The sequence below is a fragment of the Paenibacillus sp. FW101-FHT12H11 genome, assembly GCF_058790355.1.
The window spans coordinates 222,067-234,120 of record NZ_JBYTCO010000007.1; the positions used below are offsets into that span (position 1 = coordinate 222,067).

Consider the following 12,054-nt stretch of genomic DNA (forward strand, 5'->3'; position numbering starts at 1 on the left):
GCATGAAAGGGGCCGGAAAGTTTGGAGCAAGAAGAACAACAGATTTCTATCATCACACTTGTGGAGAAGCAGAAGCGGGGGAAGCACCGCTATAACATATTTTTGAATGAAGAGTACGCGTTTTCAGTCCATGAAGACATTCTCATTAAGCATCGATTAGTCAAAGGAGAGAGCGTAGATCTCCAAGATATTGAGAGAATTATTCAAGATGAAGAACGGAATAATGCGTACATGAAGGCTTTGCGAGCGATCGGCCGGCGACCGCATTCATCGAGCGAGTTGAAACGCAAGCTCAAAGAATCAGGTTATGAACCACCTATTATCGAATGGGTGATTGAGAAGTTAGCCTCGCAAAATTATCTGAATGACCAAGAGTTTGCTAAAATGTGGACGGACAGCCGGATTATTTCTCAAAAGAAAGGCCGCAACCTCGTTCGTCAAGAACTGCAGCAAAAAGGCATCGATAAAGAGTTGGTCAAACATGCAATGGAGAACATCAATCAAGAGGATGAAATAGCTGGAGCCATGAAACTTGCTCAAACGAAATGGAAGCAAACCTCTGGCGAGGTTTTTGATAAGAAGAGAAAGACGGCAGCTTTTCTAATGCGCAGAGGGTACACGGGTGCCGTTGTGACGAAGGTACTCGGGCAGTTGAGCAGCGAGCCAAGTGAAGATGATTTTGAAATCCATGATGATTCCTTTGATGATTAATGTTGTTAAATAATAACTGAAATTACTTAACAATATGAATGAATAAAAGGGGACGCAGTTGGGCATGATGATCTTCTCATGGACTATCGCTTGACAAGCTTCTTCGACAAAAGATAAAATAACAGTGTATATTTTCATAATGTATTCAAAATCATACTTATTTCATTGATTTTGAGGGGACAGATGTAAAAACCGCCAATTTTTACTCTGTTGATTATGGATTATTAGCACTATAGTGCCTCTTACGCACAGTGCGCATTCATTTAAAAGCCATACCCTTTTACATTAGGGTATGTATGACTAGTCAAACAATTAAAAATCGGATTAAAAAACCGAACGGAATCCCAGGCTAACACCTTGGAGAAACCAACGAGGAGGTGAACAAGATGACTGTCATCTGGATCGCGATCATTCTCATTGTTGGAGCTGCATGCTTAGGGATTGGTTATTTTATCCGTAAATCTCTTGCAGAAGCGAAAATTTCCAGTGCTGAAACAGCCGCTGAGCAGATTAGAGAAGCTGCTAAGAAAGAAGCAGAAGCACTGAAAAAAGAAACGGTTCTGGAAGCAAAGGACGAAGTGCATAAACTTAGGTCCGAAGCTGAAAAAGACATTCGTGAGCGTCGGAATGAAATTCAACGACAAGAAAGACGATTGTTGCAAAAAGAGGAATCGCTGGATAAAAAATTAGAATCTCTCGAGCGTAAAGAAGAGCAAGTTGCCAACAAAGAGAAGCGGATCGAGGATACCCAAAATCAAATTGATCAGCTTTATAAAAGCCAGGTTTCGGAGTTAGAGCGTATCTCAGGACTTACAATGGAAGAAGCGAAAAGCATCATTCTTACCAATGTGGAGCAGGAAGTACGACACGAGACTGCACAGCTTATTAAAGAAATCGAACAACAGGCCAAAGAAGACGGCGATAAGAAAGCCCGTGAGATCATCACGCTCGCCATTCAACGTTGTGCCGCAGATCATGTTGCTGAAACGACCGTTTCAGTTGTTTCGTTGCCAAATGAAGAAATGAAAGGCCGGATTATCGGTCGTGAGGGACGTAATATCCGTGCACTAGAAACATTAACGGGTATTGACCTTATTATTGATGACACGCCAGAAGCAGTTATTTTATCTGGTTTTGATCCAATTCGTCGCGAAATTGCTCGTACATCCCTAGAGAAGCTTGTTGCCGATGGACGTATTCATCCAGCACGTATTGAAGAGATGGTTGAGAAATCCCGTAAAGAAGTGGATGAACGCATCCGCGAATATGGGGAGCAAGCCACGTTTGAAGTTGGAGTTCACGGATTGCATCCTGACTTGATCAAGATTTTGGGTCGACTGAAATTTAGAACAAGTTATGGTCAGAACGTATTGAAGCATTCCATGGAGGTAGCTTATCTGGCTGGTCTGATGGCCGGGGAGCTCGGGGTAGACGTAACTTTGGCGAAACGTGCCGGGCTGCTTCATGACATCGGTAAGGCGCTTGACCACGAGGTTGAAGGATCTCATGTCGAGATTGGTGTTGAGATTGGTAAGAAGTACAAGGAGCATCCAGTCGTCATTAACAGTATTGCATCACATCACGGTGATGTGGAGGCAACTTCCGTTATTGCGATGTTAGTCGGAGCAGCAGATGCCTTATCCGCGGCGAGACCTGGAGCACGCAGGGAAACGCTCGAAACATATATTAAGCGTCTAGAGAAGCTCGAAGAAATTTCGGAATCTTTTGAAGGTGTTGAGAAATCATACGCCATTCAAGCAGGCCGTGAAGTACGTGTTATGGTTCAACCTGAGAAAGTGGATGACACCGAAGCGTTCCGTCTGGCCCGCGATATTACCAAAAAAATCGAGGGTGAACTCGATTATCCAGGACATATTAAGGTTACCGTCATTCGTGAAACACGAGCTGTTGAATACGCTAAATAAGAGTAACCAATGCGAAAAGTGGCTGATACAGCCACTTTTCCTTATTTTATAGGAGGGACGATTTCATTGGATCATCACCCTCCATGTATCTATGTTAATAAAGGAGCTACAAAATTGTTATGAAAATTGTATTTATTGGAGATATTGTTGGATCCGTTGGACGCAAAGCACTAAAAAATATTATGCCTCGTTTAAAGCAGGCGCACCCTCACGCCGTGTTCATCGCTAACGGAGAGAACGCTGCTGCGGGGAAAGGGATAACATCAGCCATCGCAAAAGAAATCTATGAGATGGGCATTCAGGCGCTTACAATGGGCAATCATACATGGGATCAAAAAGAAATTTTCGATTTTATCGATCGGGATGAGAAAATGGTTCGTCCAGCCAACTTTCCGCCGGGTACGCCAGGTAGAGGACATACCGTCATTAAAGTGAAAGATCAGGAGCTGCTGATCATTAACTTACAAGGGCGCACATTCTTGCCGCCAATTGATTGTCCATTCCGGAAAGTAGATGAGATCCTAGAAGCAGATAAGAAAAAACACAAATTTATATTTGTTGATTTCCATGCTGAAGCAACATCTGAGAAAATTGCGATGGGTTGGCATTTGGACGGGAGAGTATCGGCAGTTGTCGGCACGCATACCCATGTGCAAACCAATGATAACCGTGTATTGCCGCAGGGCACAGCTTATGTGACAGATGTGGGGATGGTTGGTCCGCGTGATGGCATTCTTGGTGTGGAGCGAAATGCTGTGCTTCAGAAATTCAAAACACAATTGCCTGTGAGATTCGTAACAGATGAAGGGAAATGGCACTTCCATGCTGTCGTAATCGAGTTGAATGATCAAACAGGTCAAGCGAAAGCCATACAGCTTATTCGGTACGATGAAGACCAAGTTTTCATGGATTAATCGTTATTTCAGAAAATTTAGAGAATTAGAATGAAACAGAAAGTCATGTTTGTGCTGCCTTGGGAATATGATGATTAATGGAACTATCCATCATTCCCGAGGAGGTACTATTCATGGATGTATTAAAAGTTTCAGCAAAATCCAATCCAAACTCCGTTGCAGGTGCTTTGGCAGGTGTGTTGCGTGAGCGCGGGGCAGCTGAGCTCCAAGCGATCGGAGCAGGCGCCTTGAACCAAGCCATTAAAGCAGTAGCGATCGCAAGAGGATTTGTGGCGCCCAGCGGAGTTGACTTAATTTGTGTACCAGCCTTCACAGATATCGTGATTGACGGGGAAGATCGGACGGCCATTAAATTAATTGTTGAGCCGAGGTAATGAACGTCACCATACATAAGAATGCATGCGGCCTGTTTACCTTGTAGACAGGTTTTTTATTCTACGCCAAAACCTCTGTTAAGGGGTTTTTGTCTTGTATAGCGATAAATAAGGAGGCTGGATGGATGAAGATCATGGATGGCCATTGCGATGCATTAACGAAGTTGTATGTGAACCCAAAGCTCGATTTTGGGTTGGAAGATCAGGAACTGGATGTCAGTTATCCGAGACTAAAGCATGCGGGCGTTAAAGTGCAGTGTTTTGCCATTTATTTATCCGACTCTATCCAACAGCCGACATTTGAGCATATTTTGCAGATGGTTGATATTTTTCATCGGAAAATTGTGAGTCATTCGGGTATGAAATTCATTCTTAATGTGCAGGACTGGCACGAAGTAGAAGCAGGAGATCAAATTGGCGCAATTCTGACACTTGAAGGTGTGGATGCTTTAGCAGGCAATTTGACCCACCTAAGAATCTTGTATCACCTCGGCGTACGAAGCATAGGGCTAACTTGGAATTATGCGAATTGGGCCGCAGACGGTGTAATGGAGCCTAGAAAAGGCGGTTTCACAAGAAAAGGCAAACTCATGTTAAGAGAATTAGAAACTATGGGTATAATAGCAGATGTGTCACACTTATCGACTGCGGCATTCTGGGAAATGGTCGAAGGATTTAACAAACCTTTTATTGCTTCCCACTCCAATGCTCAGAAAATATGTCCCCATCCAAGAAATTTATCAGACGATCAAATCAAAGCTATCATTCAATGTCAAGGACAAATTGGCCTTACGTTTGTTCCCTACTTCGTTGATAGCGTGAATCTGGCTGTTCCTATTGCAGGTTTACTTAAACACATTGATCACGTTTGCTCGTTGGGGGGAGAGAAGCAGATTGGGTTTGGATCGGATTTTGACGGCATTGAACAATGGATCAAAGGATTAAGACATGCAGGCCAATACGAAAATTTAATAGAGGCTCTTTGTAAAAACTATAAGGAAACACAAGTGGAGGCATTTTTGTTTGGAAATTGGCGCAATTTCATGTTGACGAATCTTCCGAAATGAAAATTGAAAACCGATCTAAAATTGATATGGATTCGATCTAAAAACTCTATCTTTTAGAATCGTTGGTACCCCTTGCATTTTGCTTCATAAAGGCATAGAATTTGGTTGACAGTGAAAGGTTTTTTTTATTGCATTATCTTATCTTACTAAACAATTGAGCTTTTAATGTCTTCGAGCAGCTACAATCAAAAGGAGTGGACGTACGGTGATTAGTCAGTTATCTTGGAAAATCGGAGGTCAACAGGGTGAAGGGGTCGAAAGTACAGACCGTATCTTCTCTACTGCATTGAACCGTCTCGGTTACTATTTGTATGGGTACCGTCATTTCTCTTCACGGATTAAGGGGGGACATACAAATAACAAGATTCGCATCAGCACCAAGCCGATTCGCGCAATTTCAGATGATTTGGACATTCTGGTTGCATTTGACCAGGAAAGTATCGATTTCAACGCTCACGAGCTTCGTGACAATGGGGTCATCGTTGCAGATGCCAAATTTAACCCTGTTTTACCTGAAGGAATTAAAGCACGTTTGTTTCCAGTTCCAATTACTGCAATTGCAGAAGAACTAGGAACATCCCTATTTAAGAACATGGCCGCATCGGGAGCTTCTTGGGCATTGCTCGGTTTGCCGCTTGATGTGTTTAATAAAGCTGTTGAAGAAGAGTTCGGTCGTAAAGGCGCAGCTGTCGTTGAGAAAAACGTTGAAGCTGTTCGCAAAGGTGCTGAATCCGTACTTGAATTGGCTGGCGGCCCAATCGCTGACTTCCAATTAGAGCCGGCTGACGGCAAGCAAAAATTGTTCATGATCGGTAACGATGCAATCGCTCTGGGAGCTGTAGCTGCTGGCTGCCGTTTCATGCCTGCATATCCGATTACACCTGCTTCCGAGGTAATGGAATACTTGATTAAAGCACTTCCTAAATTCGGCGGTACCGTTATTCAAACAGAAGATGAGATCGCGGCATGCACAATGGCAATCGGCGCTAACTACGCGGGTGCACGTGCACTGACAGCTTCTGCTGGTCCTGGTCTGTCCTTGATGATGGAAGCGATTGGCCTCGCTGGTATGACGGAAACGCCAGTTGTTATCGTTGATACACAACGCGGCGGTCCAAGTACAGGTCTTCCAACGAAACAAGAGCAATCTGACTTGAACGCAATGGTCTACGGAACACACGGTGAAATCCCGAAAATCGTTCTGTCCCCTAGCACAATTGAAGAGTGCTTCTATGACACAATCGAAGCTTTCAACTTGGCTGAGAAATACCAATGCCCAGTAATTCTGATGACGGATCTTCAGCTTTCCTTGGGTAAACAATCCGCTGAAATGCTGGACTACAACCGTATCGTCATCGATCGCGGTGCTCTGGTAACAGAAGCTCCTGAGCTAGAAGCAAATCAATTGTTCAAACGTTATGAGTTCACAGAAAATGGCGTTTCTCCACGTGTCATCCCAGGCGTTAAACATGGTCTTCACCATGTAACTGGGGTAGAGCATGACCAAACAGGTCGTCCTTCGGAGAGCACAGAGAATCGTCAAAGAATGATGGATAAACGTCTTGAGAAGTTGAAACATATTCAAGTTACAGACGCGATCAAAGCTGATGCTCCTCATGAGAACCCGGATCTATTGATCATCGGTATGGGATCCACTGGCGGCACAATTGATGAAGCAAGACGCCGCGTTGAACAAGAAGGCATCAAAACGAACCACGCGACTGTACGCTTGATTCATCCGTTCCCAGCTGAACAGCTGAGACCGCTTGTTGAGAAAGCAAAAACAGTTATCGTTGTTGAGAACAACGCGACTGGTCAATTGGCTGATCAAATTAAACTGCATGTTGGTCATGCAGATAAAATTAAAAACGTTCTTAAGTACAACGGTAATCCGTTCCTTCCAGCAGAAATCGAACAAAAATGTAAGGAGTTGACTTTAGCATGGCAACATTAAAAGACTTTCGTAACAATGTAAAGCCAAACTGGTGTCCAGGATGCGGAGACTTCTCCGTACAAGCAGCCATTCAACGTGCAGCGGCTAATGTTGGTTTGGAGCCTGAAGGCTTAGCAATCGTATCCGGTATCGGTTGTTCCGGACGTATCTCCGGTTACATCAATGCTTATGGTTTCCACGGTATTCATGGTAGATCTTTGCCAATCGCACAAGGTGTGAAAATGGCTAACCGCGACCTCACAGTTATCGCTTCCGGCGGTGACGGAGACGGCTTCGCAATCGGTATGGGTCACACGGTGCATGCGATTCGTCGTAACATCGACGTTACTTATATCGTTATGGATAACCAAATCTACGGTTTGACAAAAGGTCAAGCATCTCCACGTAGTGCGGAAGGCTTCAAAACGAAAAGTACACCACTAGGTACAATCGAGTCTGCTATTTCTCCGTTAGAAGTAGCGATGGCTGCTGGTGCAACTTTCGTAGCACAATCTTTCTCCAGCAACTTGAAACAGTTAACAGCTGTTATCGAAGCTGGTTTGAATCACAAAGGATTCTCCTTGATCAACGTATTCAGCCCATGCGTAACTTTCAACAAAGTAAACACGTATGATTGGTTCAAAGAAAACATTGTTGATCTGGACGAAATTCCGGATTACGATTACACAAACCGCGTAATGGCAATGACCAAAATCATGGAAACTAACTCCATGTTGACGGGTATCATTTACCAAAATAAAGACAAAAAGAGCTATGAAGATTCCATCCCTAGCTTCGCAAAAGAAGGACTTTCGAAACAAGATCTTCAAATTTCAGAAGCAGACTTCAACAAAATGCTCACTGAATTCAAATAATGGCTTGACCTTGAGGGCATATGGAGATAATCCGTATGCCCTTTTTGCTGAGCGGCAATACTGACAACTATACTAAATTAAAGGATGATACCCTAATGAAAACAGTTCCCGTTGGCGTTTCGGCTAGACATATTCATTTATCAGAGGCACATATTGCCATTTTATTTGGAGAAGGGTATGAGCTCAAAGTATTTAAAGATCTTTCACAGCCTGGACAATTTGCAGCTCAAGAAACAGTGTCCATCGTCGGACCGAAAACCAGGATGGATAAAGTGAGAATTCTGGGTCCATCACGCCCATTTACCCAAATCGAAATTTCACGCACGGATGCATTTTCTCTGGGAGTTAACCCGCCAGTACGCGAGTCAGGCCATATCGACCAAACACCAGGTTTGAAGGTGATAGGTCCGGCAGGCGAAGTAGAGCTCGATCAAGGTGTGATTGTAGCAGCCAGACATATTCATTTTCACACGTCAGACGCAGATCAATGGGGCATCCAGGATAAACAATTGCTCCGTGTCAAAGTAAATGGCGAAAGACCGTTGATTTTTGAAAATGTGATTGCACGGGTATCCGAACAATTTGCTTTGGACATGCATATTGACACCGATGAGGGGAACGCGGCTGGGGTTAAAACAGGAGACATCGCCGAGATTCTCGACTAGCTCAAAAAGAGCTGTTTTCACCGTTATACCAATTTCTTTTTGTACTATATAGGCATGTGATGTTATAATAAAAGTTGCGTAATTATTTGTGAATTACGTAAGTTTTACCAACGCAAACACGTAGGAGGAACGAAAGTGGCTAACCAAGTGAAATCCGATAAGGATTATTCTCAATATTTTCAGCCTCCTTCACTGTCAGATGCTAAGAAGCGCGGAAAAGAAGAAATCGCCGTTCACTATGATTTCCATATCCCTGAAGATATGCAGGGGTTCGGCAAAGATAAATATTATTTGATTCGCACTTACGGATGTCAGATGAATGAGCATGATACAGAAGTAATGAGGGGCTTGCTTGAACAAATGGGTTATCAGTCGACGGAAGACAAGTACCAAGCAGATGTCATTCTGTTGAATACTTGTGCAATCCGTGAAAATGCGGAGGATAAAGTGTTCGGTGAGCTTGGACACCTGAAGGCGCTTAAAGCACAGAAACCAGGACTTGTTCTTGGAGTTTGTGGTTGCATGTCACAGGAAGAAGCCGTCGTCAATCGGATTATGCAAAAGCATGCTTTTGTTGATTTGATTTTTGGAACACATAACATTCATCGTTTGCCTGGTTTGTTGAAGGATGCTTTTTATAGCAAAGAAATGGTTGTTGAAGTATGGTCCAAAGAAGGCGACATTGTTGAGAATTTACCGAAGAAGCGGGAAGGTATCCGCGCTTGGGTGAACATCATGTTCGGATGCGATAAATTCTGTACATACTGCATCGTTCCGTATACGCGCGGCAAAGAGAGAAGCCGTAGACCGCAGGATGTGCTTGCTGAAGTTAGAGACCTGGCAAGACAAGGGTTTCAAGAAATTACGCTGCTTGGACAAAACGTCAATGCTTATGGCAAAGACTTTGAAGATATTACTTATTCTTTCGCTAATTTGATGGATGATATCCGTAAAATTGACGTTCCGAGGATTCGTTTCACAACCTCACATCCACGGGATTTTGATGACGACTTGATTGAGGTTTTAGGCAAACGCGGTAATTTGGTTGAACATATTCATCTGCCCGTACAAGCGGGGAATACCGAAGTGCTGAAACGGATGAGCAGGAAATATTCCAGAGAGCATTATTTGGAACTTGCCCGCAAAATTAAAGCTACCATGCCGGATGTTGTGCTAACGACGGATATTATCGTTGGATTCCCAGGCGAGACAGACGAGCAATTCGATGAAACGATGTCTTTATACGAGGAAGTAGGATTCGATTTCGCGTTTACATTCATTTATTCGCCGCGCGAAGGTACACCTGCTGCTGGAATGGAAGACAATGTTCCGATGGAAGTGAAGAAACAGCGCTTATATCGTTTGAATGAGCTTGTAAATGCTCACAGTAAAGCGAGTAACGAGAAATTGCTGGGCCAAACGGTCGAAGTACTCGTTGAAGGCGAAAGTAAAAATAACGCCGATGTACTCGCCGGGCGCACACGAACGAATAAGCTGATCCATTTTACCGGCTCCAAAGAGCTAATCGGTCAAATGATCGACGTCAAAGTGACGCATGCGCAAACATGGATTTTGAAGGGCGAAATTGTTCAGGAACCTTTGAAAGTATCCATTTAATCCGCTTGTTATTATAGATAGGAGTGTGAATGAAAGTGTCCCAATGTGATCACCAACATGATAACCAGCCTCACGCTTTTAAAGTTGAAGAATTTACGAATACGGAAATGATCGTTCGCGAAGATATTTTAGACAAAGCTAAAGAATTGGCGAATTTGCTAACGACTTCGAATGAAGTGCAATTTTACCAAAAAGCAGAGAAGCAAATTGCTACAAACCCGGATATTCAAGTTTTAATTAACTCCATTAAAAAGAAGCAAAAAGAAATTGTTGCATTTCAGACATTTAAGAACGAGAAAATGGTTCAAAAGATTGAGAATGAAATCGAAGTTCTGCAAGATGAATTAGACGGAATTCCCATTGTAAGTGAGTTTAAACAAACACAAGACGATATCAACTATTTGCTACAACTGGTGATGTCGGTCATTCGTGATACGATTTCCGATAAAATCAATGTAGAAGCAGGAACTTCAGAAGCACCGACATCTTGTGACTAAGATGAAAGATGACTTCCCGTGGGTTAGCGAGAATCGCCCTCTATTCAGGCCATAGCTTGATGTGAGTGGCGATTTTTTCCAAAGGGACCAATAGGAAACATGAAGGAGAGATTGTCATGCTTACCGTACGTAATCTAAGTAAAGTATATCCGCCAGACAATCAAGTGCTTTCTCAAGTTAGCTTTCAAGTGGATCAAGGCGAATTTATCGCCGTAATAGGGAGTAGCGGGAGTGGGAAAACAACCTTACTGCGCTGCATTAGCCATCAAGAAAAGTGGACAAGCGGCCAGCTAATTTATAACTCCAATGATATTTCTCAGCCGGGACCTTGGGAGCGCTTTAAATTAGGCAAGGATTTCGCTTACTTAGAAGAGAAACCTGCGCTGAATCGAAATAAAAGCGCTGTCAAGAATGTCATGATGGGCAGAGTGTTTCAAGCGCCACTACGAGTTCTCACAGGCATGACGTCCAGGGATGAGCATGTAGATAGCATGGATTATTTGGAAAAAGTAGGGCTGCTGGATAAAGGGGACAAGAAAGTTGGCCAGCTTAGTGGCGGTGAACAGCAGCGTGTAGCCATCGCAAAGGCTCTAATACTTGGACCTAAAGTGCTCGTTGCGGATGAGCCTGTTTCTGGATTAGATCCGAAATCCACGGAGTATATTCTGCAGGATTTGAAGTCATTATGTAAAGATAGGAATATGAGTGTAATCGCAACCTTGCATAAGGTGGAATTAGCAGAGCGATTCGCAACACGTATTTGGGGTCTTTCAGAGGGTAGAATCGTACTCGACATCCCCGCCAGACAGTTAACGATGCGTGAGAAAAAGCTTGTATTTGGTGAAGTATGATCCAGGTCTTATTCGTTTGTTTAGGTAATATTTGTCGCTCTCCCATGGCAGAGGCTGTTTTCCGTCATCAGGTCAAACAAGCCGGTCTTGATCATGTCATTGCCATTGATTCCGCAGGCACTGGTGATTGGCATATCGGTCATCCGCCGCACCGAGGAACACGGGACATTTTAGATAAAAATCAGATTGATTACAAAGGCATGCTAGCTAGACAGGTAACATCCGATGATTTCATGCAGTTTACCTATATTATCGCGATGGATGAGAGTAATGTGCAGAATCTAGCTGGGTTCGCTCCTGAACCGGCAGATGGTGAGAATCGCGCATCCATTCATAAATTGTTGGATTTTGCCCCCGGGCGCAAGGATAAGAATGTGCCGGATCCGTATTATACGGGGAATTTCCAAGAAGTTTACGAGATGGTTGAAGAGAGCTGCGCAAGATTATTGACCTATATCAGAGATAAGGAACAACTTACATAAATCGTTATTAGAAAACGGAGCTCGCAAATCCGCGAGGCTCCGTTTTTGTCGTTGATATGCCTAATTATGTACGCGTTTGCACGAATAAATTGTAAAAACAAACAAAAAGACGGGAAAACGCAAATACAATTCCTCCTTTTTGC

General features: G+C 43.5%; 12 protein-coding genes. All 12 read left to right on the forward strand.

Features of this window, described 5'->3' with window-relative positions; all coding sequences use genetic code 11:
• Positions 1-21: 21 nt before the first annotated feature.
• Positions 22-711 (forward strand): regulatory protein RecX, encoded by a 690-nt coding sequence (locus tag AC3WTJ_RS23520; protein WP_492523875.1) that lies wholly within the window; start codon positions 22-24, stop codon positions 709-711.
• A 386-nt stretch (positions 712-1,097) separates the two neighbouring features.
• The gene (gene rny / locus AC3WTJ_RS23525) at positions 1,098-2,636 is read left to right on the forward strand and encodes a ribonuclease Y (RefSeq protein ID WP_145656332.1); all 1,539 of its coding nucleotides are present in this window, start codon (positions 1,098-1,100) and stop codon (positions 2,634-2,636) included.
• A gap of 119 nt (positions 2,637-2,755) precedes the next feature.
• Positions 2,756-3,550: a TIGR00282 family metallophosphoesterase gene (locus tag AC3WTJ_RS23530; RefSeq protein ID WP_127450942.1), complete on the forward strand. Its 795-nt coding sequence runs from the start codon at positions 2,756-2,758 to the stop codon at positions 3,548-3,550.
• Positions 3,551-3,663: 113 nt separating this feature from the next.
• Positions 3,664-3,924 carry a stage V sporulation protein S gene (locus AC3WTJ_RS23535; RefSeq protein WP_028558349.1) on the forward strand — a complete coding sequence of 87 codons (261 nt, stop codon included), beginning with the start codon at positions 3,664-3,666 and terminating at the stop codon, positions 3,922-3,924.
• A gap of 125 nt (positions 3,925-4,049) precedes the next feature.
• Positions 4,050-4,991: a dipeptidase gene (locus tag AC3WTJ_RS23540; protein WP_492523876.1), complete on the forward strand. Its 942-nt coding sequence runs from the start codon at positions 4,050-4,052 to the stop codon at positions 4,989-4,991.
• 205 nt (positions 4,992-5,196) lie between these two features.
• Complete coding sequence (locus tag AC3WTJ_RS23545) at positions 5,197-6,945, forward strand: 2-oxoacid:acceptor oxidoreductase subunit alpha (protein ID WP_492523877.1); 1,749 nt, start codon at positions 5,197-5,199, stop codon at positions 6,943-6,945.
• Positions 6,933-7,799, forward strand: a complete 867-nt coding sequence (locus AC3WTJ_RS23550; protein ID WP_127450936.1) for a 2-oxoacid:ferredoxin oxidoreductase subunit beta — start codon at positions 6,933-6,935, stop codon at positions 7,797-7,799. The genes AC3WTJ_RS23545 and AC3WTJ_RS23550 overlap by 13 nt, the downstream gene beginning before the upstream one ends.
• Positions 7,800-7,894: 95 nt before the next feature.
• The gene (pduL, locus tag AC3WTJ_RS23555; RefSeq protein WP_492523878.1) at positions 7,895-8,464 is read left to right on the forward strand and encodes a phosphate propanoyltransferase; all 570 of its coding nucleotides are present in this window, start codon (positions 7,895-7,897) and stop codon (positions 8,462-8,464) included.
• Positions 8,465-8,599: 135 nt separating this feature from the next.
• Positions 8,600-10,081, forward strand: a complete 1,482-nt coding sequence (gene miaB / locus AC3WTJ_RS23560; protein ID WP_492523879.1) for a tRNA (N6-isopentenyl adenosine(37)-C2)-methylthiotransferase MiaB — start codon at positions 8,600-8,602, stop codon at positions 10,079-10,081.
• 107 nt (positions 10,082-10,188) lie between these two features.
• Positions 10,189-10,578, forward strand: coding sequence for a YlbF/YmcA family competence regulator (locus AC3WTJ_RS23565; protein WP_492524034.1), 390 nt, complete (start codon positions 10,189-10,191; stop codon positions 10,576-10,578).
• Between the two features lie 116 nt (positions 10,579-10,694).
• Positions 10,695-11,429: a phosphonate ABC transporter ATP-binding protein gene (locus AC3WTJ_RS23570; protein ID WP_157321130.1), complete on the forward strand. Its 735-nt coding sequence runs from the start codon at positions 10,695-10,697 to the stop codon at positions 11,427-11,429.
• The gene (locus AC3WTJ_RS23575; RefSeq protein WP_492523880.1) at positions 11,426-11,911 is read left to right on the forward strand and encodes a low molecular weight protein-tyrosine-phosphatase; all 486 of its coding nucleotides are present in this window, start codon (positions 11,426-11,428) and stop codon (positions 11,909-11,911) included. Before AC3WTJ_RS23570 ends, AC3WTJ_RS23575 begins: the two co-directional genes overlap by 4 nt.
• Positions 11,912-12,054: the final 143 nt, after the last annotated feature.

Bases quoted from the DNA above. Each gene is read 5' to 3' on its own strand.
- rny (WP_145656332.1), top strand. From the start codon at position 1,098: ATGACTGTCATCTGGATCGCGATCATTCTCATTGTTGGAGCTGCATGC.
- AC3WTJ_RS23530 (WP_127450942.1), top strand. From the start codon at position 2,756: ATGAAAATTGTATTTATTGGAGATATTGTTGGATCCGTTGGACGCAAA.
- AC3WTJ_RS23535 (WP_028558349.1), top strand. From the start codon at position 3,664: ATGGATGTATTAAAAGTTTCAGCAAAATCCAATCCAAACTCCGTTGCA.
- AC3WTJ_RS23540 (WP_492523876.1), top strand. From the start codon at position 4,050: ATGAAGATCATGGATGGCCATTGCGATGCATTAACGAAGTTGTATGTG.
- AC3WTJ_RS23550 (WP_127450936.1), top strand. From the start codon at position 6,933: ATGGCAACATTAAAAGACTTTCGTAACAATGTAAAGCCAAACTGGTGT.
- pduL (WP_492523878.1), top strand. From the start codon at position 7,895: ATGAAAACAGTTCCCGTTGGCGTTTCGGCTAGACATATTCATTTATCA.
- AC3WTJ_RS23565 (WP_492524034.1), top strand. From the start codon at position 10,189: ATGATCGTTCGCGAAGATATTTTAGACAAAGCTAAAGAATTGGCGAAT.
- AC3WTJ_RS23570 (WP_157321130.1), top strand. From the start codon at position 10,695: ATGCTTACCGTACGTAATCTAAGTAAAGTATATCCGCCAGACAATCAA.
- AC3WTJ_RS23575 (WP_492523880.1), top strand. From the start codon at position 11,426: ATGATCCAGGTCTTATTCGTTTGTTTAGGTAATATTTGTCGCTCTCCC.